At 43.2% G+C, this 26,395-nt stretch carries 25 protein-coding genes; 11 read left to right on the forward strand and 14 right to left on the reverse strand.

Going from position 1 to position 26,395, the window contains the following annotated elements; translation table 11 throughout:
- The first annotated feature begins 9 nt into the window (after positions 1-9).
- From ccsB to THIAE_RS10310, 3 genes are read left to right on the forward strand one after another with little or no spacing between them, the layout of a single operon-like run.
- A complete protein-coding gene (gene ccsB / locus THIAE_RS10300; protein ID WP_006460048.1) occupies positions 10-1,206 on the forward strand; it encodes a c-type cytochrome biogenesis protein CcsB in 1,197 nt (398 codons plus the stop codon).
- Positions 1,206-1,847, forward strand: a complete 642-nt coding sequence (locus THIAE_RS10305; RefSeq protein ID WP_006460047.1) for a thiol:disulfide interchange protein DsbA/DsbL — start codon at positions 1,206-1,208, stop codon at positions 1,845-1,847. Before ccsB ends, THIAE_RS10305 begins: the two co-directional genes overlap by 1 nt.
- 28 nt (positions 1,848-1,875) lie before the next feature.
- On the forward strand, positions 1,876-3,519 hold the full coding sequence (locus THIAE_RS10310; RefSeq protein ID WP_006460046.1) for an acetolactate synthase large subunit: 1,644 nt from the start codon (positions 1,876-1,878) through the stop codon (positions 3,517-3,519).
- 12 nt (positions 3,520-3,531) lie between these two features.
- On the opposite strand, the gene THIAE_RS10315 is transcribed toward THIAE_RS10310, so the two are convergent.
- Positions 3,532-4,095 (reverse strand): nitroreductase family protein, encoded by a 564-nt coding sequence (locus THIAE_RS10315; RefSeq protein WP_006460045.1) that lies wholly within the window; start codon positions 4,093-4,095, stop codon positions 3,532-3,534.
- A gap of 256 nt (positions 4,096-4,351) precedes the next feature.
- Between THIAE_RS10315 and THIAE_RS10320 the strand changes: the two genes are divergently transcribed.
- From THIAE_RS10320 to THIAE_RS10340, 5 genes are all read left to right on the forward strand, one after another.
- Positions 4,352-5,254 (forward strand): hydrogen peroxide-inducible genes activator, encoded by a 903-nt coding sequence (locus THIAE_RS10320; RefSeq protein ID WP_006460044.1) that lies wholly within the window; start codon positions 4,352-4,354, stop codon positions 5,252-5,254.
- An 85-nt stretch (positions 5,255-5,339) separates the two neighbouring features.
- A complete protein-coding gene (locus THIAE_RS10325) occupies positions 5,340-6,062 on the forward strand; it encodes an MlaA family lipoprotein (protein WP_239232380.1) in 723 nt (240 codons plus the stop codon).
- Entirely contained in the window at positions 6,055-7,416 is a 1,362-nt protein-coding gene (gene mnmE, locus THIAE_RS10330; RefSeq protein ID WP_025299415.1) for a tRNA uridine-5-carboxymethylaminomethyl(34) synthesis GTPase MnmE, read from the forward strand. Before THIAE_RS10325 ends, mnmE begins: the two co-directional genes overlap by 8 nt.
- A gap of 15 nt (positions 7,417-7,431) precedes the next feature.
- Positions 7,432-9,393 (forward strand): BCCT family transporter, encoded by a 1,962-nt coding sequence (locus THIAE_RS10335; protein WP_025299416.1) that lies wholly within the window; start codon positions 7,432-7,434, stop codon positions 9,391-9,393.
- 22 nt (positions 9,394-9,415) lie between these two features.
- Positions 9,416-9,937, forward strand: coding sequence for a Sua5/YciO/YrdC/YwlC family protein (locus tag THIAE_RS10340; RefSeq protein WP_006460040.1), 522 nt, complete (start codon positions 9,416-9,418; stop codon positions 9,935-9,937).
- A gap of 19 nt (positions 9,938-9,956) precedes the next feature.
- Here the strand turns inward: THIAE_RS10340 and THIAE_RS10345 are convergent, their stop codons facing one another.
- The 12 genes from THIAE_RS10345 to THIAE_RS10400 form a co-directional block, all read right to left on the reverse strand.
- Positions 9,957-11,579, reverse strand: a complete 1,623-nt coding sequence (locus THIAE_RS10345) for an ABC transporter permease (RefSeq protein WP_006460039.1) — start codon at positions 11,577-11,579, stop codon at positions 9,957-9,959.
- A gap of 30 nt (positions 11,580-11,609) precedes the next feature.
- Positions 11,610-12,650, reverse strand: coding sequence for a Fe(3+) ABC transporter substrate-binding protein (locus tag THIAE_RS10350; RefSeq protein ID WP_006460038.1), 1,041 nt, complete (start codon positions 12,648-12,650; stop codon positions 11,610-11,612).
- Positions 12,651-12,732: 82 nt separating this feature from the next.
- The gene (locus THIAE_RS10355) at positions 12,733-13,395 is read right to left on the reverse strand and encodes an ABC transporter ATP-binding protein (RefSeq protein ID WP_006460037.1); all 663 of its coding nucleotides are present in this window, start codon (positions 13,393-13,395) and stop codon (positions 12,733-12,735) included.
- 132 nt (positions 13,396-13,527) lie between these two features.
- A complete protein-coding gene (locus THIAE_RS10360) occupies positions 13,528-15,153 on the reverse strand; it encodes a BatD family protein (RefSeq protein ID WP_006460036.1) in 1,626 nt (541 codons plus the stop codon).
- Positions 15,147-17,099 carry a VWA domain-containing protein gene (locus THIAE_RS10365; protein ID WP_006460035.1) on the reverse strand — a complete coding sequence of 651 codons (1,953 nt, stop codon included), beginning with the start codon at positions 17,097-17,099 and terminating at the stop codon, positions 15,147-15,149. The genes THIAE_RS10360 and THIAE_RS10365 overlap by 7 nt, the downstream gene beginning before the upstream one ends.
- On the reverse strand, positions 17,092-18,126 hold the full coding sequence (locus THIAE_RS10370; RefSeq protein ID WP_006460034.1) for a VWA domain-containing protein: 1,035 nt from the start codon (positions 18,124-18,126) through the stop codon (positions 17,092-17,094). Before THIAE_RS10370 ends, THIAE_RS10365 begins: the two co-directional genes overlap by 8 nt.
- Entirely contained in the window at positions 18,123-18,614 is a 492-nt protein-coding gene (locus THIAE_RS10375; RefSeq protein ID WP_006460033.1) for a DUF4381 domain-containing protein, read from the reverse strand. Before THIAE_RS10375 ends, THIAE_RS10370 begins: the two co-directional genes overlap by 4 nt.
- The gene (locus THIAE_RS10380) at positions 18,611-19,468 is read right to left on the reverse strand and encodes a DUF58 domain-containing protein (protein ID WP_239232381.1); all 858 of its coding nucleotides are present in this window, start codon (positions 19,466-19,468) and stop codon (positions 18,611-18,613) included. The genes THIAE_RS10375 and THIAE_RS10380 overlap by 4 nt, the downstream gene beginning before the upstream one ends.
- A gap of 66 nt (positions 19,469-19,534) precedes the next feature.
- The gene (locus THIAE_RS10385; RefSeq protein WP_006460031.1) at positions 19,535-20,503 is read right to left on the reverse strand and encodes an AAA family ATPase; all 969 of its coding nucleotides are present in this window, start codon (positions 20,501-20,503) and stop codon (positions 19,535-19,537) included.
- Positions 20,504-20,624: 121 nt separating this feature from the next.
- Positions 20,625-21,623, reverse strand: coding sequence for a tRNA 5-methoxyuridine(34)/uridine 5-oxyacetic acid(34) synthase CmoB (gene cmoB / locus THIAE_RS10390; RefSeq protein ID WP_006460030.1), 999 nt, complete (start codon positions 21,621-21,623; stop codon positions 20,625-20,627).
- A gap of 18 nt (positions 21,624-21,641) precedes the next feature.
- Positions 21,642-22,376 carry a carboxy-S-adenosyl-L-methionine synthase CmoA gene (gene cmoA, locus THIAE_RS10395; protein ID WP_006460029.1) on the reverse strand — a complete coding sequence of 245 codons (735 nt, stop codon included), beginning with the start codon at positions 22,374-22,376 and terminating at the stop codon, positions 21,642-21,644.
- A 54-nt stretch (positions 22,377-22,430) separates the two neighbouring features.
- Positions 22,431-23,372 carry a LysR family transcriptional regulator gene (locus THIAE_RS10400; RefSeq protein ID WP_006460028.1) on the reverse strand — a complete coding sequence of 314 codons (942 nt, stop codon included), beginning with the start codon at positions 23,370-23,372 and terminating at the stop codon, positions 22,431-22,433.
- 125 nt (positions 23,373-23,497) lie between these two features.
- Here THIAE_RS10400 and THIAE_RS10405 point away from each other — a divergent pair, with 125 nt between their 5' ends.
- Together THIAE_RS10405 and THIAE_RS10410 are read left to right on the forward strand one after the other, a co-directional pair.
- Positions 23,498-24,193, forward strand: coding sequence for a pirin family protein (locus tag THIAE_RS10405; protein ID WP_006460027.1), 696 nt, complete (start codon positions 23,498-23,500; stop codon positions 24,191-24,193).
- A gap of 24 nt (positions 24,194-24,217) precedes the next feature.
- On the forward strand, positions 24,218-24,751 hold the full coding sequence (locus THIAE_RS10410) for an NADPH-dependent FMN reductase (RefSeq protein ID WP_006460026.1): 534 nt from the start codon (positions 24,218-24,220) through the stop codon (positions 24,749-24,751).
- Here the strand turns inward: THIAE_RS10410 and THIAE_RS10415 are convergent.
- A complete protein-coding gene (locus tag THIAE_RS10415) occupies positions 24,748-25,899 on the reverse strand; it encodes a murein transglycosylase domain-containing protein (protein ID WP_006460025.1) in 1,152 nt (383 codons plus the stop codon). The genes THIAE_RS10410 and THIAE_RS10415 overlap by 4 nt on opposite strands.
- Before the next feature lie 69 nt (positions 25,900-25,968).
- Between THIAE_RS10415 and THIAE_RS10420 the strand changes: the two genes are divergently transcribed.
- Entirely contained in the window at positions 25,969-26,364 is a 396-nt protein-coding gene (locus THIAE_RS10420) for a hypothetical protein (protein ID WP_006460024.1), read from the forward strand.
- Positions 26,365-26,395 lie beyond the last annotated feature (31 nt).

A 26,395-nucleotide genomic window follows, 5' to 3' on the forward strand; every position in this document is an offset into this window, starting at 1 on the left:
GATACCACAATGGATACAACAATTAATCAAACACCCGCTAACAATAGATTGCCCAAGAAGGAAAGTTTTTGGGACCTATTCCTACCTCGTGACTATCTCTGGGCAGCATTTATTCTGACCGCCAGTTTTGTTTCATGGTTAGTTTACGGCGACTTCATGGACGTCTATGAGGAAGCCATTTTATTTGGTACTGCCTTAGCAACTATCTGGATGGGGTGGTATTGGCGCAGCTTCCAAACCCATTTTTATACCGTTACAGCTATAACACTCATAGCTTTATGGATGTACCAACTCAATGGTAATGAATATGCTGCTCAAGAAACTAATTTTTTCTTAAAGTACTTAATTTCTAGCCAAGCCGCTATTATGTGGATGAGCTTTTTGGTACTAGTAGCAACGGTTACTTATTTTATTGGTTTCTTTAGAAATTCTGATTTCATTTATCGCTTATCAACTTTCCTAGCTTGGACTGCCGCTACGTTTGGTTTTATTGGCATGATGGTGCGTTGGTATGAATCTTATCTGATCAACATCGATTATGGACACATTCCGGTAAGTTCACTTTATGAAGTATTCATTCTCTTTATCGTAATGACTATTTTGATGTACCTCTACTATGAACAAAAGTTCAAAACACGTGCAATGGGCGGTTTTGTTATGGTAGTAATGAGTGTGTCGGTATTATTTGTTCTTTGGTATGTATTTGATCGCCAAGCCCATGAAATTCAACCACTTATTCCGGCGTTACAAAGCTGGTGGATGAAAATCCATGTACCTACTAACTTCGTTGGTTACGGTGGCTTCTCAATTGCTGCAATGGTAGGTGTAGCCGTTTTACTTCGTTTGTCACTTGAAAAACGTTCACCAGAACACCGTTTGTTAGCGAGTCTGCCAAGTTTGCAGACTATGGAAAACATTATGTATCGCGCGATTGCGATAGGTTTTGCTTTCTTTACTGTTGCAACCGTATTAGGTGCCATGTGGGCTGCAGAAGCTTGGGGCGGTTATTGGTCATGGGATCCAAAAGAAACTTGGGCACTCATCGTATGGTTAAATTATGCGGCTTGGTTACACCTTCGTATGACTAAAGGTTGGACCGGGGCGGTTATGTCTTGGTGGGCAATTGTTGGTTTATTCATCACCACCTTTGCCTTCCTGGGTGTAAATATTTTCCTATCAGGACTTCATTCTTACGGTGAACTCTAATGCAAACTAAGTTAACTCGCAGACAAGCTGTGCGGTTAACAGGGGCAGGCCTGCTTAGCGGGCTTGCTTTCTCGCAACCTGCATTAGCAAAACTTAATCCTGGTATTGATTATCGTGAAGTGCGTGAAATTCAATCCATCGCACCTCATTCTAAACAGGTCACCGAAGTATTTTTTTATGGATGTCCGCACTGCTACAATCTGCAAAATAGTTTGTATGAGTGGTTAGCCACCAAGCCTACTAGTGTCCATTTTGAACGTATGCCTGCTGTCCTTAATAATCAGAGTTGGATTTTTATGGCACGTGTTTATTATGCTGCTGAAGACTTGGGTATTATTGAGCAATCAAATCGGTCCTTCTTTGATGCACTTCACCGCGATAGGCTACCACTAAGCAATCTTGGTAACATTGCTGAATTTCATAGTGAATTTGGGGTAACAACCGATCAGTTTGTGCAAAGTTTTAATTCATTTAAAGTCGATCAGGCGGTTCGTCGTGCGCAACGTCGTACTCAGGCTTATGGTATTGAAGGTGTGCCTAGTTTAATTGTTAATGGACGTTATTTAACGGATTTAACTCTAAGTGGTGGTCACCAACCCCTTTGGCAAAATGTAAACAACCTGCTTAATCTTGAGGCTTAATAACTAGCCAGCTCACTAAGGTTTCCTGATGAATGCCGCACAACTTTTTGTTAAATGTTTAGAAAATGAACAGGTTGAATTTATCTTTGGCATTCCCGGCGAAGAAAATCTTGATCTTGTTGATGCCTTACTAGATTCAGACATTCGGTTTATTACCACACGACATGAACAAGGTGCCGCATTTATGGCCGATGTTTATGGCCGTCTTACTGGTAAAGCTGGCGTCTGTCTATCCACCTTAGGCCCTGGTGCAACTAATTTAGTTACTGGTGTGGCCGATGCCAATATGGATAATGCACCCTTAGTCGCCATAGCTGGACAAGCTGCCACGACTCGAATGCATAAAGAATCCCATCAGGTGGTCGATCTGGTGAGTATGTTTAAACCGATTACTAAATACGCGACGCAAATTCTTGATCCTGATACTGTTCCTGAAGTAGTGCGAAAAGCATTTAAAATTGCTCAAACTGAAAAGCCCGGTGCCAGCTTTATTGATTTTCCTGAAAATATTGCTGAAATGGCAACCTTAACCCAGCCATTGCCGGTTAAACAAGCACGCCCTACTACAGCTAGTGAAAAACTGATTAAACAAGCTGCTCAAGCCATACAAGACGCGACTTCCCCACTTATATTAGTCGGTAATGGGGCCATTCGAGCAAATGCTTCAGCACAGGTTTATGCCTTAGCTAAACAGCTTAATATCCCTACAGTTAATACGTTTATGGCCAAAGGCGTAGTACCATTTTTTAAAAATACGACCGCGATGGGTACAGCGGGTTTGCAAAAAGGGGACTATGAAAATGGTGGCTTCTCAAAAGCCGATCTTGTGATATGTATTGGCTTTGATATGGTTGAATACCACCCCCATCTATGGAACCCTCGTCATCAACACCGTATTATTCATATAGACCCCCTACCGGCAGAGGTGGATGCCTCTTATTTGCCAGAAATTGAGCTGATTGGTGATATTGCCAGTAATTTACTTCAACTTAGCGCTATGTTGAACACTCGGCCAAATTTTCCGCTTGATCATCCATTACGTGATGCCACAATGGCCGAGATGAATCGCTGCAAAGCCAGTCAGGATTTTCCGCTCTTACCGCAAAAAATCATTTGGGATTTACGTACCGCCATGAAGCGCGATGATATTGCAATCTGCGATGTTGGTGCCCATAAAATGTGGATGGCGCGCATGTTCCGTGCTGAAAAACCAAACACCTGCATTATTTCAAATGGCTTTGCTGGTATGGGTATTGCTGTACCTGGCGCTATTGCAGCCAAACTTGCTATGCCAAACCGAGCAATTGTTGCAGTAACGGGCGATGCCGGCTTTATGATGAATTCACAAGAAATTGAAACTGCACTGCGTTGTGAAACGCCTATCGTTATTCTGATATGGAATGACAGCCAATATGGCTTAATAGAATGGAAACAAACCCGTAAATATGGTCGTGCCGCCTATATCGATTTTAAAAACCCTGACTTTGTGCAATATGCACAATCTTTTGGGGCTAAAGGCTATCGTATAAATTGTGCCGAGGATTTGTTACCCACGCTAGAACTAGCATTAAAGGACAATACGGTGAGTGTGATAGATTGCCCAGTCGATTATTCTCAAAATGATCGCTTAACCCAATTACTTGGATCAGTAATTAATGAAATGCACGACTAGTAAACCAGTCTTTCAATCATAATATTGAGTAACACTTTGAAATTCTTTGCGAGTCGAGCCTGGAATAGCTTTTGGATAACCCACATACAGCGCCGCAATTAACTCGACTTGGGTAAAGTCAATGCCTAACAAATTTGCTGTTTCCGACGCCGTTAGAATAGGACCCGTGCTCCATTGAACGCCTAATTCTAGCTCCCAAGCCACTAATTGAAAATTTTGAATAGCACAAGCACAGGCTGCGTAATCCTCTTTTGCGATCACAAGATTGGTGTTGAGTAGTTGGCCAACAAACACTACTTGAGGAATAGCCATAAACTTTTTTACTGCGTGATCATAAACTGATTGGAAATTTTCTGTGCCCGGACTAGCACGTTTTTCAGCCCTTTTTTGGGCATAAATATTGGCCAATTTCCATTGCATTTCAGAGCCGATAACATAGAAACGCCAAGGTTCTGTTAAGCCATGATTAGGTGCCCAAATAGCCGCATCAAGACATTGTTCTAATGCAATTTTCGGCACTGATTTTGGTTGAAATTGAAATATACTTCTACGGTTTTTGATGCAGGATATAAGCATGCTAGCCTCAAAATTAAGCTGGGTATAAGCTGTGGAACAATGTGGATAGTTTTAGCTCATTATAACGAGTCTAAAACTATTCACAATCCATGCACATGCTATCCCTAAAATGAAACAGAGTTTATCCCTACAACTAATCACAAAGTAAGCTGTTATAATTCAAAGGAATTTTAAAGTTATACAAAAAAGTCATCCACGCAATAAAAACAAAAACAAGAAAACTAAATAAAATATATAAACCTTTAGGGATAACTTTATGACCCTCAACGAGCTCAAATACATTCTCGCTGTTGCCAAAGAACGCCATTTTCGCAAAGCAGCCGAACTGTGCTATGTGAGTCAACCTACATTAAGTATTGCTATTAAGAAAATTGAAGAAGAACTCGGTGTTACTATTTTCGAAAGACAGAAAAGTGACATACTTATTACACCGATTGGCGAAAAAATCATCGCATTAGCAGAAGACATCAATCAAAAAACCAATCTGATCAAAAATCTCGCGAAACAAGCACAAGATCACAACATACAAGAAATCAAGCTCGGTGCTATTTTTACCATTGGCCCTTACCTCATTCCTAAATTAATTGCTTCGTTTCAACAATCAAACCCAAACACCCATTTCATTATTCAAGAAAATTACACCGAGGATCTAATCAAAAAACTACATCAGGGTGAACTTGATTTTGTCATCCTTTCTTTACCCTTTGATGAACCTACTATAGAAACTGAACTGTTATACACTGAACCCTTTGTCGTAGCTATTGCTAACAACAATCCATTAAGTAAAAAAACAGCAATCAACTTTAATGATTTAAAAAATGAAAATTTACTTCTACTAGGCGAAAAACATTGTTTCCGTAATCAAGTACTCAGCAGCTTACCAGCTCAATCTTTGGAAAACCGTTTACAAAAAACCTTAGAAAGCAGTTCAATAGAAACGATTCGATTTATGGTAGCGTCTAATGCTGGTGTCAGTATTTTGCCTTGTACATCTGTCAATAATTACGAAGATAAGCTATTAGTTATAAAACCTTTTCAAGATCAAACACCCACACGACAAGTCGTATTAGCTTGGCGAAAAAGTTATGTCCACCAACTTGCCATAAACTCGATGGTTAAGGCATTGAAATCTATTCATTTACCCTGTACTCAAAAATAAACTTTATATGAAATCTGTTATCTTAATTTTTTTAGTAACACTAACTTTTTTGCCACTTCAAACACTCAAAGCCAATGAAGGAACCGTGTTAGATCTGCTTATCGAAATTCAACAACTAGACAATGCACAACCAGAGTCATTTGAATCAAATATAAAAAATCCAAACGATCCTTACGAATCCTTTAATCGCAGAATGTTTAACTTTAACTTAGGTTTTCACCAATACGTTGGTGAACCAGTAGGTCGAGGTTATGAACGTATCACCCCACAACCTGTTAGAACCGGTATCCGTAACTTTTTTACCAACTTACGAATGCCATTAAATATGCTCAACAACGCCCTACAAGGCAATGCTGAAGGTACAATGAATGATTTAATGCGTTTTTCAATTAATACTGTATTTGGTTTTGCAGGTTTATTAGACATAGCCACACCAGCAGGCCTGCCTTATCAACATGAAGACTTTGGCCAAACCCTTTATGTTTGGGGAATTGGCAAGGATGCCAGTTTTATAGTATTACCCTTTTTAGGACCGAGTTCTACAAGAGATTTGGCTGGTTTAGGAGTGGATTATGCAGTGGACCCAGGTTATCGCTATTTTTTAAACGCCTCAGCTGAAGAACATCTGATATTAACTCTGGTCAATCAATTTGATCGTTATGTTGATATCATTGATTTTATTGACCCCTTACTGACAATGGATGACCCTTATATATTTTTTAGAGAGGCCAGTATCCAATTACGTCGCAATCAACTTTATAATGGCAATCCACCTCTTGACGCACTAGACGATTTTGACTTTGACTAATCTAATTTTTTCTCAAAAAGACACCATTGTGGCCTTAGCGACACCACCAGGAAGAGGTGGGGTGGGGATTATTCGCGTTTCTGGACCTGATAGCGATACGATAGCTCAAAAGATACTCGGTAACCTACCTGAAATAAAAAAAGCTCACTACGGTGCCTTCTATGCTCAAAATGGTGAAATACTTGATCAGGGTATTGCACTGCGATTTAAAGCACCCCATTCATTTACTGGTGAAGATGTTCTAGAACTACAAGGTCACGGTGGCCCAATCATTATGCAGTGGCTTATTGAAGAAGTCGTTAAACTGGGTGCGCGCCCTGCCAGGCCTGGTGAATTTTCACAACAAGCTTTTTTAAATGACAAACTCGATCTAACCCAAGCAGAAGCCATTGCCGACCTTATTTCAGCCACTTCAGCTCAAGCCGCAAAAAGTGCCCTAAAGTCATTACAAGGTAATTTTGCGAAAGCCATTAATCAATTGGTTGAACAGCTCATTAATTTACGTCTTTATGTTGAAGCGGCGATTGATTTTCCTGAAGAAGAAATTGATTTTTTATCAGACGGGCATATTCAACAGCAACTTAATCTGGTTACAACTCAACTAAATAATGTATTTACTCAAGCGCAACAAGGTGCATTGCTTAGAGAAGGTATGTCAGTAGTTATTTTAGGCCAGCCAAATGCAGGTAAATCTAGTCTATTAAATGCCTTGTCGGGTGAAGAAACTGCCATCGTTACCGATATTGCCGGTACTACTCGGGATATTGTTAAAGCAGAGATTCATCTTGATGGCATGCCATTACATATTCTTGATACTGCAGGGCTTCGTGACACGAATGATGCCGTGGAACAAATTGGTATTGCCCGCGCATGGCAAGCGATTGAACAGGCAAATCACGTTTTAGTGATGGTGCAAGCCGGTGAAACAATTGATCCTAAAGACCAAGCGATTATTGCTCAATTGCCTCCCAATTTATCGGTTACTCTGATAAAAAATAAAATTGATTTAGTCGCCGCTGAACCCTATATCAAGTCAACCGAACAAGGCTATGAAATTGGTTTGTCAGCAAAACATAAACTGGGTTTAAATCTACTAACGGATCATTTAAAAGCCATTATGGGTTATAAACAGACCAATGAAAGCGTGTTTTTGGCGCGAAAACGTCACCTGGTCGCGCTAGAGCAAACTCAACATCATCTAAATTTAGCTCAAGCTCAACTCGAAATAGGTGCAGGTGAATTGCTCGCTGAAGAATTACGTTTAGCACAAGAACATTTGAGTGAAATCACTGGTCGTTTTACCTCTGACGATTTGTTAGGCCGGATTTTTAGTTCGTTTTGCATTGGAAAATGATTTATAGTTATTCATGTGAAATGGTCAAAGCTTGTTACAAACTTTTCAATTGGATGTAAACCCGTCTTCATCCCCGCTGTTGGATTATTGCTCTCGCTCTTAATCTTGACCCTGCTAGTGCCTAATGGTATGGCACAATTTTTCTCTAGCAGCCTGGCATCAGTCACCCAAAATTTTGGCTGGATGATTATTTTAGCTGTTGCATTATTTTTAATAGGCTTACTCGTTATTGCTTTTTCGCCTTGGGGACAAATACCACTTGGGCCTGATCAAACAGTGGCTAAGTATCCATTTTGGATATGGCTAGCGATGATTTTTTCAGCAGGGTATGGCATTGCGTTGTTATTTTTTGGGGTGGCAGAACCGGTCATGCACTACCTTAATCCGCCAAATTTAGATATAGATGCAAATCAGCTTGCCCAACAGGCTATGCAAATAGCGTATTTTCATTGGGGTTTTCATATTTGGGCTATTTATGGGCTAGTTGGTTTAAGTCTAGCTTATTTTAGTTATCGTCATAAATTGCCATTAGCATTACGATCTTGTTTTTACCCATTGATTGGCCAACGCATAAATGGGCCGATTGGTCATAGTATTGATGTGATTGCTATTTTAGCAACTACACTAGGTTTGGCGACCACACTTGGCTTGTCAGTGAGCCAAATTAATGCCGGTTTAAATAGCATTTGGCCAAGTATTCCGCTTGCGACGCCTGTTCAAATATCGATTATCCTAGTTCTGACTATGCTGGCTATGCTCTCTGTTGCCGCCGGTTTAGATAAGGGGATTAAACGACTATCTGTCATTAATATGTCACTGGCTATTGTGTTGTTAATTACCGTCGCAATAGCAGGTCCTACACTGATTATTTTAGAAAGGTTTATTGAAAATACCGGTTTATATCTAAGCGGATTAGTTGCGCGAACCTTTAATTTGCAAGCCTATTCAAGTTCAGATTGGTTAGGTAACTGGACATTATTTATCTTTGCTTGGACGATTGCTTGGGCACCCTTTGTCGGCTTGTTTATTGCCAAAATAAGCCAAGGGCGAACGCTTCGTGAATTTGTCTTTGGAGTGTTGCTTGTCCCAGTCAGTTTTACCTTTTTATGGTTTTCAGTATTTGGCGATACATCGTTGTTTTTAATTGAACAGCAAGGCTCCACTCATCTTGCTGAACAGGTGCAACAAGATTATAGTTTGGCGCTGTTTGCCTTATTTGCTGAATTGCAACTGGGTATTTGGATATCCATTCTAGCCATGTTACTTATCATGACTTTTTTTATTACTTCAGCGGATTCTGGTGCTTTAGTATTGGCGAGTTTATCGAGTGGTGGGGATTTAGAAACAGCGCTTTGGCAGAGGTTATTTTGGGCAGGCCTGCTAGGTGCTATTGCATCGGGTCTGCTATTAGCAGGTGGATTGGGTGCATTACAGACCGCATCAATTTTAAGTGCGGTTCCATTTACCCTGGTCATGCTATTGATGTTAGTTGCTTTGTTTAAAGCCTTGCAAGCTGAACAACAACGTCACACTATACTCCATGAAACATCCCCTAATTACGATGCAATGTCTTGGAAGGCGCGATTGAAAGCCTTAAATAAACCGACTAGCAAACAGCAACTTGATCAGTTTTTTGACCAAACTTTAATACCGATAGTGAATCAAGTCGTTGCCTCTATGCAGCAGCAAGGCTGGCAGATTAAGATGACATTAGATCCTCAAAAAACACAGTTAGAGTTGCGAGTAGAATTTGATGACAATGCACAATCGCCTTTTATTTATGGCGTGGTAAAACGACAACTAACTGATAATAGTATGTCTGTTTACCATGCAGATGTTTATTTAAATTCCGGGCCGCAAGCAATCGATCTCTATGGTTGGGATCAAGAGTCGATAGCCGAAGATATTATTAAACATTTTGAAGCCTATCTTGCTTTTCAACAGCAATCAAAATTAAACTTACCTTGGCAAACTTAATCCATTATTTAAAGGCAAAAAATTGTTACCAAATCTCTTCGCTTATCCGACTGAAGCGGTATATGGTTTGGGTTGCGACCCATTAGATGAATCGGCTGTGTTGGCGATTTTAAAATTAAAACAACGTCCGGTCGAAAAGGGTTTAATTCTCGTCGCTGCAGATATGACTGCTTTGGCAAAATTCGCTGATGTTTTTAATCCGCAATGGTCGGACAGGTTGCTGCAGGCCTGGTCAGATACCCAACGTGCCGTGACCTGGGTGGTGCCTAAAACCCAGGTCTGCCCCGTTTGGATCAGTGGTCAACATAACAGTGTGGCGGTGCGCGTATCTCATCATCCATTAGTTAAGCAACTTGCTCAAACCATGCCTGATGGAGTGATGGTGTCAACTTCGGCGAATCCAGCCAGTTTGGAGCCGGCACGTTCAGCTGCAGAAGTTAAACATTATTTTGGTGAACAGCTTTATTGTGTGGCCGGTGAACTCGGTGGTTTAGCTCAGCCATCTGAAATTTGGGACGCGATGAGTTTGTCACGTTTACGTTAAGGTTTTCTGCTAACCTGCTTTAAGCAAAGGGTTCGGGGTTTTTGGCGCGGGAAGGCTGATAGTATTTATTTATAAATGCGACGCCTAGTAAAGCAATTAATCCTAACCCAAGTAGCATCAAGGCGGGTAATGCAGCCTGATCATACAGCCCTTCACTGCTTAGTTCATAAACGCGTATCGCAAGCGTATCCCAACCGTAGGGGCGCAATAAGTAAGTGGCGGGTAATTCTTTCATCACATCAACGGCGACCATAAAAGCCGCAATAACCAGGCCTGGTTTCAGGATAGGTAAATAAATTCGGCTGATGAGTTGTTGTTGATTCGCGCCTAAACTGCGAGCAGCTTCAATCATAGAAGGTGTAATGGTATCAAAATGGCTTTCTATTGGTCCGTAAGCCACGGCTAGAAAACGAACGGTATAAGCGAGTAACAAGGCCAACACGCCACTGCTTAACCATATACCGTAGCCAGGAGCAAGCTTTTCACCCATCTCGATAATTAACAGCATAATTCCGACAGCGAGTACCGATCCAGGTAACGCATAACCTAAATTAGCAAAACGCAGTCCAAGCTTACTTGCTAGGGATAATTTCGTGTGGCTGCGCACAGCGTTAAGTAAGATAGCTAGTGAAACAGTCAACAACGCAGCAACACCAGCTAGGGTAAAGGTATTACCCATCCAATCAAAATAACGCCTATCCCATTCAATGCTAAACGCCTCCCAAGCCCAAATAAGCAATTGAATAAGCGGCAATATAAAGGCTAAAAATACCACTAAGCTGATTATGATCGTGACAGACCACCCAGCTAAACCGGTTAATTTATAAGGACGATAACTAATTCGGTGACGCGCATCATAACGCGCACGGCCACGACTAAAGCGTTCAATAAAAATGAGCAACACGGCAATGACTAATAACAAGGTCGAGAGCTGGGCGGCCACTTGCAATGAACGAAAATTTTCCCAGACGCTAAAAATAGCACTGGTTAAAGTGTGATAGTTATAGAGCGTAACGGTACCAAAATCGGCTAGGGTTTCCATCAGGGCAAGCATGGCACCGGCAGCAATAGCAGGCCTGGCTAATGGCAAGCTTACTTTCCAGAACACTTGCCAGCCATTCATACCCATTAAGCGCGCGCTTTCAATCAAAGCGCTATTTTGCGCATAAAAAGCTGTCCGAGCTAGCATATAAACATAGGGATAGAGTACGAGTGTCATAACAATAACGAGAGTTAAACCATAGGCACGAATATCTAAACCTGCCCAACCGAAAGTATCGCGCAACCAGGTTTGCACCGGTCCAGGAAAATCAAAGATACCTAAATAGATAAAACCCAGTACATAGGCGGGCAAGGCAAAGGGTAAAAACAGTAGCCACTCTAATATTTTACGTCCGGGAAACTCACATAAAGTAACGGCCCAAGCCAGTGCCACACCAAGTAAAGTGACACCAATAGCCACCCCAAATAATAGTAGTAATGTATTGCTAACTATACTACCTAGTCGGGTTTGATAAAGATGTATCCAAATATCAGAGCTAGGTTCAAACCAACTGGCTAAAATACGCAATAAGGGCAGACTGATAACCAGTATCAGTGCCCAAAATGCGAGTTGCCAAGGGGATAGGCGTGGAAAACTCATTCCCACCCAAATAGTTTAGTGATAGAAGGTTTAATCATAACTAATACGATCAGCCAATTTAGTGGCTGCTTGTTGTTGTTCACCGAGTACCGCTAGATTGAGTTGGTCTTGAATAAACTGACCCCAAGCGGCGACTTGTGGATCAATCTCAGTGTTGGGTTTAGCAGGGTATTCACGGTTTAATGCGCCAAAAATTTGTTGTGCTTGGTCACTGGCTAACCATTCAATCAATTGACGCGCCCCATCAGGATTTTTAGCGTGTTTAGTAATACCGGCACCTGATACATTCACATGAGTTCCGGTGCTATTCTGATTAGCCCAAGCCAGTGTTAAAGGGGTGTCAAGATTTTCAGCTTCTAAGCGACCAAAATAGTAGGTGTTTACCAGGCCTACATCACATTGTCCGGCTAAAATAGCATCCATAACATTCGCATCACGAGAATGAGGACGCGCTGCTAAATTATTCACCCAACCCTGAGCGATTTCTTCAGTGCGCTGTTCGCCATGATGCGCAATTAAACTGGCTAATAATGATTTGGTATAGACTGAGCTGGAAGAACGCAAACACAAGCGTCCCTGCCATTTTGGATCGGCTAGGTTTGCGTAGTCTGTTAATTCGGCAGGATCAACGCGATCTTTGTGATAGACAAAGGTTCTGGCACGAATGGATAAACCCGTCCATAGATCGTTTGGATCGCGCAAATGTGCTGGAATGGTTTCATTAATCAGTGCACTATTAAGCGGTTGGAATAGGTCTTGATCAGCGGCATACCAAAGGTTGCCGGCATCAACGGTAATCAGCAGGTCTGCTGGGGTTTGACGGCCTTCTGCTTTGAGTCGCTCAACCATGGCATTGGCATTACCGGTTTGAAATTGCACCGGAACCCCCGTTTCTTCGGTAAAGCGCTCAAATAAAGGTCTAATTAAGTGCTCAGCACGGGCACTGTACACTACCACGGGTTCAATGGCAGTCGCGGCTGAATTGGGCTGATCATCGCGGCTACATCCCGTAACAGCTACCAGGCCCAGTGTGATAACAACTGTTTTTAACACTAACCACGGATGTTTCATGTCTATTCCTTAACAAGTTAGCAAAGGTTAAATTAAAAAAACGCCGATGTACGGCGTTTTGATGGTCTAAAAAAGCGATGAATTAAGCGGCAGTTTGAATCCAATTATTTAGCGAAACATCTTCTAAGGCTGCATAACGATCGCACATCAGTTCGGCTTCTCGTTGAGTATGTGTCACTAAAATCGCGGCCGTTTTTTGTTGTTTTAGCAAGGCTTTGATTTCAACAGCAAGATGCTCACTAAGGGCCTTGTCTAAACTCGAAAATGGTTCGTCAAATAAAATTAAGCTAGGCTTAGGGGCTAAGGCACGAGCTAATGCGACACGTTGTTGCTGGCCACCGGAAAGTTCATGCGGGTAACGATCACCCATGCCGTCTAAACGAATCAGTTCTAATAATTCATTAACACGTTTTTGGCGCTCAGTTTTAGTCAATTTGGTTAGACCAAAAGCAATATTGCCAGCTACAGTTAAGTGTGGAAACAGTGAGTTGTCTTGAAACACCATGCCGACACCGCGTTTTTCCGGCGGCATAAAGCATTTACAGTTGCACAAACAGGCATTATTAAGACAGATTTCGCCTTTGGCCAATTCAACGAATCCGGCAATAGCTCGAAGGAGTGTACTTTTGCCGCAGCCGCTTGGGCCAAGAATGCCGACAATTTCACCCGCCGCAATGTCTAGATTAAACTGATCTAGAATCGGCGTTTGATTGTATACAACTTGAATATCACTGATTTTTAGCATAATTTCGCCATTAGTAAAAAATCTATGTTGCTAATTTAAGCTAAATGATAGTGAGTTGCAATAGTTAAAAGCATTTATTTATTTTATGACTTCATCACTTTTCGTTAATAAAAACTATTTTCATAATTGCTGCTAAGTTGGATAAAGCGCGGCTAACTGATTTGCGGCCTGCTGGCTTGCACTAGGATGGGCTTGATGCCAGTCTAAAATAGCGGCATAAAGCTCTTCTGTTGCCTGATCTAAGGCTTGTTCTGTTGGCAATTCTGCCCGATATTTTAGAGCTTCAATGGCTTGCAGCACTTGGTATAGTGTTGGTGCTTGATGCGGCATGGCGGCAAGTGGATGGCCTTGTAGTTGCCACCATTTTTTTAGCCAGTCACTTTGCTGTAGCACACTGAGCGTTTTAAATTCTGCCAAACTAGGCAGTTTATTAGGATCAATATCCCTGGTCACTGCTTGTGTGTTGTTCATAGCCATTAAGGGCTGACCACGTCGATACCATAACCATAAGGTGATTAACCAGAGGCTTGCAAATAAGCCGGTTAAAACTGGCCAATAGTAAGCGGTTGATTGGCTAGTGACAGCCGTATCTGGTAGCCATTCAGCGATGGGTGCCTCTAGATGGGTAGCTGGTAATACTGTAATGGTTCGCGCATTAAGCCGAGCTATTTCTAAGCTGTCTGTGGTGGTGTTCCACCAGGGTAGGGTTATTTCGCTCAACTCAATATCCCCGGCTTGTTGAAACACCGCGGTAAAGTTTTGTTGTTTACCACTACTGATACCTTGTTGACCGCTGTGTTGGTTTTGTCCAATCGGGTCAGCGTAAACGCGAAATCCTTCCTGTTCTTTAAAAACAGGGTCTGGCAGTTGGCTAGCTTGTAGGCCGACCGCTTCAAGTGTAATGCGACGGCTAAGTGTATCGCCAACATTAAAGGCACCGGTAATTTGCCAGTCCTGCTTGAGTTGAACTTGACGAGCCGGTAGCCAAGTCGCATCAGCTGGAAAACTTGCCGGAATAGGTTTAACTTGCAGTGTCAGCCCATTCGAACGTGATTGAAATACCTCTATTTGGCGTTGACGTAACAGTGCCCCTTCGAAGTTTTTTGGTGTAATAGTGAGTTCACCACTCTTTTGCGGATAAAGTGCATACACCCATTCAATGACACGATAGAGTCGGTCATCGACCAGGGTTTCAAATTGATTCTGGTTGACTAAACGTTCGCTTAAAAAATCATTAAACACCGGCATATCGACCGAGCCGCGTCGCAGGGAGCCGAGATAGTAAAGTCTGAGCGTATAGAGGACTTCTTGTTGCACATAAGGGGTTTCGGTAGACACCTCGGCGGTCATAAAGGTCACCCGATAATCGGCTGTGGCGGCACGTGTTTCTAGTACCTCAACACTTAAGGCTTCACTGGTGACATTTTCAACGCTAAAAGCCGGAATAGTGATGACACCGGTTCGCCTTGGCATTAATGCCACTTCCCACAAGGTCGTACCAGTGGGTTGACCATTTATAACCCGTAATTGGCTGGACGCTTGGCGGCTTAGAATTTCAAAGTCATCCATCAGCACCGAAAAATCGGGTCCACGAGTAGTGGTTTGAAAATTAGCTAAGACTTTAAGATTGACAATTTCTCCTTGGTTAACCTTGGCGGCTTCAAGTTCGGCGCTTAGGGTACGATCTGACCAGTTGGCAGTTGCAAGCATGGGCATTAACATGAAACTCAGTAATAAAATGAGTCTTTGCATTACCATGTTTTACCCCCTTGATCGGTCGTTCTTGATCGCGATGTTTGCGATTCTTGTTGAATTTGATATTGAAATTTTCGTTGTAAAAAACGACCTGGATTGTCTTGTATCTGATTTAACCAGGCCTGGTTAGATTGATCGCGTTCACGCATTTGTCGCAGTTGTTCCGGATCAAAGGCTTGATTACCGGGCACGATGCCCTCTTCGTTTTCTGTTGGTTCAACGGCATCTTCTTCAGCCGATTCGTTATTGGCAGGGTCTTCTTCACGAATTAGTCCTGGGTCAAGTTCTTCTGCTGCTTCTGGGCGACCACTGGTTTCACCCCGTGTTTCGCTGGTTTGTTCATTTTGGCCGCTTGTCGATTCATTGGCTGATTCGCCTTCTTGATTGGTTTCTTCACCGGTTTGCGAGTCATCTTGATTACTGTCACTGTCATCGCTGCTGGCTTGGCCGCCACCGCCTTCATCTTCCCCTTCATTATCATTTTGGCTGGGAATAGGTACATTAGCTTGAGGCTGGGCTTCGGCTTGTTGTTCGAGCAATTGTTGGACGAGGTCGCGGTTTTGCTGCGCTTGTGCAAAGTCGGCTTGTAAGGCCAGGGCACGATCATAGGCGTCAAGTGCCTCTTCCAGCTGACCAGCTAGGGCTAGGCTATTTGCAAGATTATATTGACCTTGTGCGCTGGTATCCTGAGCAAATAATTCAGCGGCACGTCGGTAACCGCCAATCCGATATAAACTGGCCGCATGCCAATTCGGATCATTAAACTCGCGTTCAGCCGCCAAATAGTCTTGTTGTAACCAGGCCTGGTAACCCCGTTGATCACCGGTCATAAATAAGGGTGCAATGCGTTGCAACCAGGTCGGTTTGGGCGGGTCAATTTGCTCTTCCGCCCAAGCCGGTTGAGGAAGGCTAACACTGAGCAGTGAGCTTAACAAGGCCAGGCCTGCTAAATTCATTAACCAGCCGCGACGAATGGCAAACATGGCAAGCAATAGCAGTGCGATGACGAAATACATCCCAAAATCGACTGGATGGTTAACCTGTTGGGTTGATTCGGCTTTAGCGGTTCGTCCTGTTGGTGTAGCGCGTGGCAGTAGGCTGCTTAAATCTTGATCATCAAGACGCAATCTGACATAGCGCCCACCGGTCTGTTGCGCGATTTGCGCCAAACGTGTTTCAGGTACCGGTGCAATAATTAATTGGTCTTGGGCATCTTTTAATAGCCCAAGTCTAGGATGGTGGATCACCCCACCCTGTTGGGTTCCGACACTCATAATGCTTAGTTGAATATTGCGTTGATTAATCAGCCGTACAATGGCTTCAATTTCATGGCTTTCAACATCATCAGTGAGCCAAATAATGTGGCGTTGATTAATATGGTTTTGGTTGAGCATTTCTACGGCCATGTTTAGGGCAGCGACGGCATCGGCACCTGGTCTTGGCATGATACTGGGTGTGAGATGCGGTAAGAGATTGAGTAACGTTGTCGCATCTTGTGATAACGGGGTAATCATATGTGGTGTGCCGGCATAGGCCAGTAACCCCAATTGTAACTCTGGGTTTTGGCGGATCAGATCAGTTAATTTAAACTGTGCGCGGGTGATTCGATTTGGGTTGAGGTCATCGGCATACATAGACGCTGATAAATCCAAAACAATAATACTGCCCGTGCTATTTGGTTGGGCAGGTAAGGTCTGACTTTGCCAGCTGGGGCCGGCTAAGGCGATGATACCCGTTATCCAAATGATCAGAAGGCCGGTTAATCCCATGGGGATAGATTTTTTGGTTTGGTTTTGGTTGCCGAGTAACCAGGGTTGAAATTTAGGTTCAATAATCGTTTGCCAGTCTGAGTTTTGGCTGACGCGGCGCAGATAAAGTACCCATAACACCAAACTAGGAATCAGCGCCAGTAACCACCAAGGACGAATAAACATAAATTCGCTAAACATGGGCTAGCTCCGAACGGACAAGTCGATAAACGGCAATTAACCAGCTTAATAGGAGTGCTAGGCCTAATGGCCAAATAAACAATTCATGGCGCGCGCGGTAATGATTAAGCTCGAAGGTATTGGCTTCAAGTTCGTTAATCGTGCGGTAAATGTCACGCAATGTTTGTGCATCGCCGGCAGCGAAACTTCGTCCACCGGTTAAGCCGGAGATTTTTTCTAAGGCTTCAAGATCAATATCAAACGCACTGCTTACCGGTCGGCCTCTTGAGGTGTCAATATTACCAAAGGCGATAGTGTGAATAATGAGTCCCATTTCAGCGGCTTTTTCTGCGGCCTCTATCGGATCAAGAAAGCCGTCATTATTGGCTCCATCGGTTAGTAACACTAACACGGCGCGGTCGTTTTGTTGTTCGCTCAGATGCTTAATGGCTAAGCCAATCGAGTCACCAATTGCGGTGGTATTCCCTGCCATGCCGACTTCGGATTCCATCATTAATTGGTTAATCGCCTGTAAATCATAGGTGAGTGGGCTAACCAAGTGAGCTTCGGTAGAAAATACAATCAACCCCATCCTATCGCCCTGACGTTGAGTAATAAATTCATCCATCACTCGTTTAAGTGCAACCAAGCGATCAACTCGTTGACCTTGCCAACTCATATCTTCACGCAGCATGGTGGGTGAAATATCAATCGATAGCATCATATCGCGGCCACTGGCTTCGAAGGGGGCTGGGGTGATATACCAAACAGGTCGCATAGCGGCTAAGATCAACAGTAGCCAAATGATTGCAAATGCTAGATGTAGTGAAACATGGTGCATTTTTGCACCCTGTGCGTCATCGACGAGTGTTTGCTGCGGGGCAATGAAGTTGCGCAAGCGTTGTCCAAGAGTTGGTGCAACCAAGGGTTGTTGTTCTTGGGCGGCGGGTTTTAAATAACGTCTTACCAACCAAGGTAAGGGCGCAATTAAAATTAATGCGGGCCATATAAAGTGAAAGGCACTTAACAAGTCGGCTATGCCACTCATAGATGATGCTCCTTAATCCATTGTTCGGCGTAATGGATTAGGCGTTGGCGCTCGGCCGCGCTGAGTTGGGTGTTTGCGCCATAGTATTGCACGAGTTGTTTAATGTTATTGGGTTGAGGTACAAATTGCGCTTTGCTTGCTAGAAAAGCCAACCAGGCCTCGTCTGTTAGTGGCGCGACTTGATGGCGTCCATAGGTGGTCATCGCCACTTGTTTTAATGTGGCATTAAGTTTGTGTAATAGTTCAGTATCATTGTTGTGTTCAGCCTGTTTTTTGACATCAGCTATCGCCATACGTCTATAGCTATGTTGTTGATATCTATGCCAAAAATAAGCAGCAAGCCCAATAAGAATACCTAGGATAATAATCAATAACACCCAAATACTAGCGGCTAGCGGCCACCAACCAATTGGCTCAGGCAGGATAATATCGTGCAATTGTTCTGCCAAAGGATTAAGAAGCTCTTGTTGGGGTTGATTTAGATTCATTTGCGCAACCATCCCATTTTAAGTAACTGGTTTAGACTGGGTTGGGCAGTTGTAAGTTCTGACAGGCCACTATTGATGACGCGAAATTTTTGTTTTAAGTGTAACCAGGCCTGCTGATAATGCTGTTGATAAGCACGGCGTGATTGGTGGGTTCGCGCATCTAAATTGAGTTCTCCAGTGCCATCAAAAAGTTTAAGCAGGCCTGCTGCTGGCAATGTTTGCTCTAGTGGATCTACGAGGTGCAAGGCGTCAATTGAACAGTGACGACTGAGTTCGGTTAGTTTATGCCAAGCATATTGGTCTAGGTTAAATAGATCGCCAATCAAAATAATGCGACTTGCTGGGTGGGCCAGATTATTAACTTTTTCGAGTGCCATTGACCAGGCCTGCACATTCGCTTGCCCTGGGCGGGTAATGTTACTTTGTTGCACTGTGCCTTCGTTAAGTAAGCCATTAAAGGTTTTTGTTTGGCGTTTTGGTTGAAACCAGCGTTGGCGGTCGCCACCAATAATACAGCCACCCACACGATCACCTTGATTGAGTGCCGCCCAACCTAACTGGGCACAGGCATTCATGGCCAGTACTGTTTTAAATTGCCCCTTGCTGGCAAAGAGTAAACATGGGCTTTGCTCGACTAAAAAAATAATCGGTCTTTCGTGTTCTTCACTGTAGAGCTTGGTGTGGGTTTTTTGAGTGCGTGCACTGATTTTCCAATCGATATGACGCAGATCATCGCCTATCTGATATGGGCGCACTTCATTAAACTCCATGCCCCGCCCTTTTCTGGGTGTGGCATGTTGACCGCCGTTAATCGCAATAATATTTTGGTGATGGCCTAATTTTAGGTGTTTCACGTGAAACCGCCATTTAATGAGGTCAGCTACCTGACTGGATAAACTGGGATCATAACTTGTGTGCATTTAAACGACCGTTACCCACTCAAGAATGGAATCAATACATTGTTCAACGCTAATTCCATCGGCTTCAGCATCGTAGCTCAATAGCAGACGATGACGGAATACGTCATGAATGACGGCTTGAACATTTTGTGGGCTAACAAAATCCTGACCGTGTAACCAGGCCTGGGCCCGTGCACAGGCTGATAGTGCTATGGTGGCACGAGGACTGACACCATAGGCGATGTTTTTGGCTAGGTTGGCCGAATATTTGCTGGGTTGACGCGTTGCCATAACCAATTCAACAATATAGTCTTTAACTGAGTCTGCCATGTGTAAATTTAGAATGGCTTGTCTGGCATCAAATATAGCCGATTCACTGAGTTCTGATGCAGCGTGCTGTTGCTCCTTATCACGGGCTTCGTTTTCCACTAAGTCTAATATCTTGCGTTCGCTATCGCGCTGCGGGTAGTCAATTTTGACTTGCATCAAAAACCGATCAAGTTGTGCTTCTGGTAAGGGATAGGTGCCTTCTTGTTCAATCGGGTTTTGGGTTGCCATGACCATAAACAATTTTTTCATTGGTAGGCTTTGTTGACCGACACTCACTTGTCCTTCGCCCATCGCTTCAAGCAAAGCTGATTGTACTTTGGCTGGTGCACGATTAATTTCGTCTGCCAGAATGATGTTGTGAAATATGGGCCCAGGTTGAAATTCAAACTGATGTGTTTCGGCGCGATAAATATCGGTACCAGTGATATCCGCAGGTAGTAAATCAGGCGTGAACTGAATGCGATGAAACTCACCTTCGATCATTTCAGCTAGGGTTTTGACCGCTTTGGTTTTAGCCAGACCAGGCGGCCCCTCAACTAGCAGATGGCCTTTAGCCAATAGCGTGATTAGCAACCTTTCAATAAGATGCGGCTGACCTATAATGCGTTGGTTTAGGAGTTGTTGTAATTGTTGAAATTCGGTTAAAAGACTTGCTGACATAAGGTTTCTCTTATTTTATTTCTATCCATTATGACCGGCTGATTATGAATTGCAATTGGCAAATATGAAACTTTCTTACAGTATCCTTGAGTTTGAATAAGTCGTTTCAGTATTGCGCCTGTTAATTTGGATTAGTAGCCATAATAATAGCGCGATGTGGAGCTGGATAGCCTTCAATAGTTTTGTTTGAGTCATTTGGGTCAATAAAATCGCTTAAGGATTGCCATTGCATCCAATCAGTTGTGCGTTGTTCTTCATTTGTGGTTTGATTCAAATCAACGCATTTCACATTTACAAAACCACAACGCTTTACCCAGTGTATCAATTCATCAACACTTGGAATAAACCACACATTGCGCATTTGGGCATACCGATCTTCAGGTACTAAAAGTTGACCTTGGCCTGTTGGGATGACCAAAGTTTCTAGTATGAGTTGACCTTCTTTACGCAATTGTCGTTTTAATTCGTAGATATGATCGATTGGTGATCGGCGGTGATAAAGCACGCCCATTGAGAAGACACGGTCAAAGTCACCACCAAATTTGGATACCGGTAGTTTTTCAAGCGGTAGCGGTAAGAAAAAAATTGGCGCATTCGGATTGGGGTACAGCTGTTTGATGACACTGAACTGTGCCATAAACAGCAGGCTTGGATCAATGCCAATGACCAGTTTTGGCTGATCATCTAGCATCCTCCAAAGATGGTAACCACTGCCACAGCCGACATCAAGACACCTTAGATTGGTTAGATTACCGAGATGGGGTTTTAACCTTTGCCATTTCAAATCAGATCGCCATTCGGTATCAATATAAATAGGACCGATTTGATAAGGCCCTTTCCTCCACGGCATCAGCGCACGAAGGCTGGTTTCTAAATTTGTCCAATCAACTTCTGCCTGTGTATTTTCGTTGTATTTTAAAGTAACAGCGCTAGTGTTTAATGCTGCTTCATAAGATCTTGGAAATTTATCAATGTATTCAAGCGCTGTTAGCCATCGCTGTAGATTGCCATTTGCATCAGGTTCAAGAGCACTATCAATTAATGAGGGTAGTTCATCAATCCAGGGTTCAAGTCGGGTATTTTTAAGTAATGGCCATAGTGTGTTGAGATGATGTTTCACGTGAAACGCCTTATGAAATTATTTGATCGCTAAGAAGGATGCAAACTGAAAATGTTGTAGCCAGCTATCTGCTGCACTAAATCCGACGGTTTTAAGCCTGTTTAGATGAGTTTCACGACTGTCGCTTATTAGTACATTTTCAAGCGATGCGCGTTTCTGACTGATTTCCAACTCAGAGTAGCCGTTATTCCGTTTAAATTGTAGGTGCATTGTTTCGAGCTGTGTTTGTATCTGAGTTTGAGGGTTGATTAATTTCTCTGACAGAATCAATACGCCACCCGGAATCAGACCATCATAAATTCGTTCTAACATGGTGATGCGTTGTTCAGGGGCAATAAATTGCAGGGTAAAATTTAGGACGACTACACTTGCATTCGTTATGTCGATTTTTAACATATCATCAAGTACAAATTCAACTTGATGCGAAGAATGGTAATTGCCAAGGTAATCTTTGGCTTTAGCTAACATGGCTGTTGAATTATCGACGGCAATAATGTTACAGGGTTTGTCCTCTACTGCTCGTCTCATGGCTAGGGTTGCCGCGCCAAGTGAGCAACCAAGATCATATAAACGCGTGTTGGGTCGCACAAAAGCTCGTGTTAGTTCGGTAATGCCTTTTAGTGTTTCACCATAACTTGGTACGGAACGTTCAATCATGTCTGGGAAAACGGAGGCCACTTGTTCATCAAAACAGAAAGATTTGAGGCCTTGATGAGGCTGGGCAAAAAGCGTGTCTTTATGGTTGGCGCTCATTGTTTTTCCTGCTAATTTAATTCCGTGTATTATAGATGTCTAGTGGTTGGTGGTCTAGCGTCGGCCGCTATTGTTTGTGTTTTCTGGTATCGATTTTGATTTGGCGAAATAGGTTACTGCCATGTCTATAAAATGACGCACGGTGGTGGTTAAATGTTGTTTATTTGGATAGACCAGTGTTGCAGATTGTTGTGGTGTGTCATATTCCGCCAATAACCTAATAAGTTTCCCTTCGGCTATTTCAGTTTCACAAATAAAGCTTGGTAGTCTAGCAACCCCAACGCCTGCCATCACCAGGGTTTTTTGCATCGGCATATTATTACATTCCACCCGGTGTTCTGGTTCCACGTGAAACTTTTTGCCTGTTTCATTCAAATAGTCCCAGGTGAGCGGTACTTGATTATAGGTATATTTAACCGCCGGCAACTGCTTCAGATCATGAGGATGCATGGGCATAGGGTGTTTGGCTAAAAAGTCCGGCGTAGCAACGGTATAAAAACCATAATCCAACAACTTTCTGCTGATCATATTGGAGTCTTTTAATTGCCCCATACGAATAGCTAAATCAAAGCCCTCGCCGACAAGATCGACCAACCTACTGGAAAAGTCTAATTGTAAATGGACATCTGGATAGGTCTGTGCAAACTGTGTAATCAGCGGTTGTAGATGAGATTGGCCAAAACTATTTGGTAGGCTAATTTTAAGTCGACCGCTGGGTTGTAAATTATGCTGGGTCAAACTTAACTCCGCATCGCGTGCTTCATTAACAATTTGCCTAGCCTTTTGATAATAGCTTTTGCCAGCAAGGGTTAAACTTAAACTGCGCGTAGTGCGTTGAATTAAACGCACACCTAAACGTTGTTCTAGACGGGTAATGCTTTTACTAATATGTGACACTGCATGGCCTAATTCAGATGCTGCGCCACTGAAACTCCCTGATTCGATCACCTGAACAAAAATAGTTAAGCCTTCTAAACTGTCGTGATGTTGCCGCATGATTATTCTCATTTAGAAAAAGTATTTTGCCATTTTAAATATTTACTGGCTAAAAGGAAATAGTATAATTTGATACAAGGCTTATACGTAAATATATACAAAACTTATACAGCGAGGGTATAATCATGCTAAAAGTAAGACGCTCACGCGATAGAGGCTATGTTGAACAGGACTGGTTAAAGTCTTATCACACCTTTTCATTTGGCAGCTACTTTGATCGTAAGCATATGAACTTTAGAAGTTTACGAGTGATGAATGAGGATTGGATTGCACCTAATTCAGGTTTTCCAACCCATCCCCATGACAATATGGAAATTATTACCTATGTCATAGAGGGACGCCTTACGCATCGTGACAGTATGGGCAACCAAGAACAAATTACTCATGGTGAAATCCAGTCCATGAGTGCAGGAACGGGCATTACCCATAGTGAGTTTAATCCTGATGATCAGGCGACCACGCATTTGTACCAAATTTGGTTAGTTCCGGCAGAAAAGAACATCAAACCAAGCTATCAACAGATTCGTTACGACCAAGCACCATCGGGCCAGCTTACGTTACTAGCCAGCCAGCAACCCAAAGACGGTGCGGTATTTATTAACCAAGATGTTGATTTGTATCGTGCAGAGCTTGCCAAAGGTGATGAGCTGAGTTTCGACATTAGACCTGGCCGTGGTGTTTGGTTACAAACGGTTCGAGGTGGCTTAGTGGTGAATGGAGAGGCCATTCAAACCGGTGATGCTTTAATTGTAGAAGATGAATCGCAGCTTGCGATTAGCGCCCAAGAAGCCAGTGAATTTTTATTATTTGATTTAGTTTAAAACCATATATTTAAGGAGCAAGCGATGAAATTTGTAGGCATTAGCGGCAGTCTTCGTGCCGCTTCAACCAATACGGCGTTATTACGCGCCACCCAAGAATTGTTACCAGAAGGCGTTACCATGGAGATGGTGACCTTAAACGCCCTGCCGATGCTAAACCCAGACGATTTAGCTAACGGCTTTCCAGATTTAGTAAATCAGTTAGCGGCGCAGGCAAAAGCGGCCGATGCCTTAATTTTAGCCACGCCTGAATATAATTATTCAATTAGCGCAGCCCTCAAGAATTACATTGATTGGCTATCGATTCATCCTGATGCACCGTTTAAACACAAGCCGATTGCGATTATGAGTTCAAGCCCAGGTATCTTTGGTGGCGCACGAGCGCAATATCATTTACGCCAAATGTTTATCTATGCAGATGCGAAAGTGCTGAACGGCCCTGAAATCATGGTCGGACTAAGTGGAGAAAAAATCACTGAACAGGGTGAGCTAGTTGATGCGGCTTCACGTGATTTAATTGCCCAGCAAATGCAGGCCTTGGCAAAGCTCGCAAGTTAAATATATTTGCGTTGGAACTCGGTGACCTTTTGCATATAGCGCCGAGTTTCAGCAAAAGGCAAATGTCGAACTAAATGCTGATAAACCTGTTGCGGTTGCATGCGGTTAATCTGCTCAAAAGCTCGACTCCTATCATTATCAAATGCACGTAATACATTCCCCGAGCCGGTGTTGTAGCCGGCAATCACGCAATATTCTCGACTTAATGGATTATTCACCCTTACCAAATAACGGGTGTCTAAAATAGATAAATAGCCTACACCCATTCGAATATTATTGTCCGGAACAAACAAGTAATCGCGTGTTGGCGTGCCAGGACGTTTATAAATAAGTTCGTGAGCATCGCGGCCAGCAGTGGTCGGTACAATCTGCATTAAACCATACGCAGGAATGTGGCTCATGGCATAGGGGTTAAAACTACTTTCCGCCTCCATAATGGCATAGATTAAGTCGGGACGAATATTGTAAGTACGACTATGACGGCGCACAGAGTCAGCAAATTTAGTCTGCTGTTGACGATCAAGCTGTGCCGAGAGCGCAAATTCAACAAAAAATCGATCAGGTTGGCCGCGTTGGCGCAGGGTTTGGCGCTGATTGTTAGCCAGGTGTTGCGCATATTGTGTGGCACGCCACTCAAACTGTACTATCTGTCCCTGGTGATCTCTCACCAGTGGATATAAAAAAGGTTGACCTGAGCCGCGAATTGGTTGGTCGCTTAATAAATCAACCTGGTCGGGCCGGTCGGGAGTCAGTAAGGTGGTGATAATCGCTTTTTGTAACACAGCACGATCTTCATTTAAGCTTTCAACTCTAACTAACCGTGTTTCAAAATTAACAATTGCCCGTGTTTCAAAGTCATCACTGTATTTTACAAATTCTTGCGGACTGGCGGTTTTTTCATCGCCCCACTTGCGGGCTAAAAACGATACCAGTTCTTGCAGTTGATCCCGGACGAGCCGATCAATTTCTGGTACACCTGACACGGGAATTTGGCTGGTGATCGCTTTATCAAGCCGACCTTCAGATAGATTGCGACCAACCTGAATCGATTGACGTACTTCATTAGGGCTACAACCTGCGGTGAGCAGGCCTGCTGATAGCCATCCCAGTGAATGGGTCATGTGTTGGATAAATTGACGACGTTTCATGTGGAACATTATGCCAAAAAATTGTGCTCAGGGCACAGAAAGACTTGACAGCTTTAGTATAATAATTAGATGAAAAGACTTTTTTTGTTGTGGACATTAATTTTTAGTTTTATCAGTGTGCCAGGCCTGGCGCTGATACACGATGTTGCACACCCTTTTCATGCCCATTTGTATGATCACCAGCACAGTCATCACGACCAGCACAGTCATGCAGATCATTCGCAGCAGCAGGCTCACCATGCTCACCAACACCTTCCCTTCTCGGCCTTCCACGATGCGCTAGAAACCTGGTTATGCGAACTCTATGAAGTGACGTCAACCACCGCCGTCACCGATCGTGCATATCTACTACTAAGTGATTTCCCGTTATATACCACCTATGCCCTGCCAAGCTGGGTCAAGGTCTATTCTCCTGGCTTTTATCCTGACTTTTGGGGACGCGCCCCACCGTTTGTCCTAATTTAACTGCATTTTTAACCCAATTGCCTCACTCGTC

This window comes from Thiomicrospira aerophila AL3 (genome assembly GCF_000227665.2).
Taxonomy (GTDB): domain Bacteria; phylum Pseudomonadota; class Gammaproteobacteria; order Thiomicrospirales; family Thiomicrospiraceae; genus Thiomicrospira; species Thiomicrospira aerophila.

What these genes read in the sequence shown, in the direction of transcription:
- THIAE_RS10360 (WP_006460036.1), bottom strand. Translation starts at nt 15,153, where the DNA reads ATGGTAATGCAAAGACTCATTTTATTACTGAGTTTCATGTTAATGCCC.
- THIAE_RS10320 (WP_006460044.1), top strand. Translation starts at nt 4,352, where the DNA reads ATGACCCTCAACGAGCTCAAATACATTCTCGCTGTTGCCAAAGAACGC.
- THIAE_RS10355 (WP_006460037.1), bottom strand. Translation starts at nt 13,395, where the DNA reads ATGCTAAAAATCAGTGATATTCAAGTTGTATACAATCAAACGCCGATT.
- THIAE_RS10315 (WP_006460045.1), bottom strand. Translation starts at nt 4,095, where the DNA reads ATGCTTATATCCTGCATCAAAAACCGTAGAAGTATATTTCAATTTCAA.
- THIAE_RS10375 (WP_006460033.1), bottom strand. Translation starts at nt 18,614, where the DNA reads ATGAATCTAAATCAACCCCAACAAGAGCTTCTTAATCCTTTGGCAGAA.
- THIAE_RS10415 (WP_006460025.1), bottom strand. Translation starts at nt 25,899, where the DNA reads ATGAAACGTCGTCAATTTATCCAACACATGACCCATTCACTGGGATGG.
- cmoA (WP_006460029.1), bottom strand. Translation starts at nt 22,376, where the DNA reads ATGAGCGCCAACCATAAAGACACGCTTTTTGCCCAGCCTCATCAAGGC.
- THIAE_RS10345 (WP_006460039.1), bottom strand. Translation starts at nt 11,579, where the DNA reads ATGAGTTTTCCACGCCTATCCCCTTGGCAACTCGCATTTTGGGCACTG.
- THIAE_RS10410 (WP_006460026.1), top strand. Translation starts at nt 24,218, where the DNA reads ATGAAATTTGTAGGCATTAGCGGCAGTCTTCGTGCCGCTTCAACCAAT.
- THIAE_RS10365 (WP_006460035.1), bottom strand. Translation starts at nt 17,099, where the DNA reads ATGTTTAGCGAATTTATGTTTATTCGTCCTTGGTGGTTACTGGCGCTG.
- THIAE_RS10385 (WP_006460031.1), bottom strand. Translation starts at nt 20,503, where the DNA reads ATGTCAGCAAGTCTTTTAACCGAATTTCAACAATTACAACAACTCCTA.
- THIAE_RS10420 (WP_006460024.1), top strand. Translation starts at nt 25,969, where the DNA reads ATGAAAAGACTTTTTTTGTTGTGGACATTAATTTTTAGTTTTATCAGT.
- THIAE_RS10370 (WP_006460034.1), bottom strand. Translation starts at nt 18,126, where the DNA reads ATGAGTGGCATAGCCGACTTGTTAAGTGCCTTTCACTTTATATGGCCC.
- THIAE_RS10350 (WP_006460038.1), bottom strand. Translation starts at nt 12,650, where the DNA reads ATGAAACATCCGTGGTTAGTGTTAAAAACAGTTGTTATCACACTGGGC.
- ccsB (WP_006460048.1), top strand. Translation starts at nt 10, where the DNA reads ATGGATACAACAATTAATCAAACACCCGCTAACAATAGATTGCCCAAG.
- THIAE_RS10310 (WP_006460046.1), top strand. Translation starts at nt 1,876, where the DNA reads ATGAATGCCGCACAACTTTTTGTTAAATGTTTAGAAAATGAACAGGTT.
- THIAE_RS10400 (WP_006460028.1), bottom strand. Translation starts at nt 23,372, where the DNA reads ATGCGGCAACATCACGACAGTTTAGAAGGCTTAACTATTTTTGTTCAG.
- THIAE_RS10305 (WP_006460047.1), top strand. Translation starts at nt 1,206, where the DNA reads ATGCAAACTAAGTTAACTCGCAGACAAGCTGTGCGGTTAACAGGGGCA.
- THIAE_RS10405 (WP_006460027.1), top strand. Translation starts at nt 23,498, where the DNA reads ATGCTAAAAGTAAGACGCTCACGCGATAGAGGCTATGTTGAACAGGAC.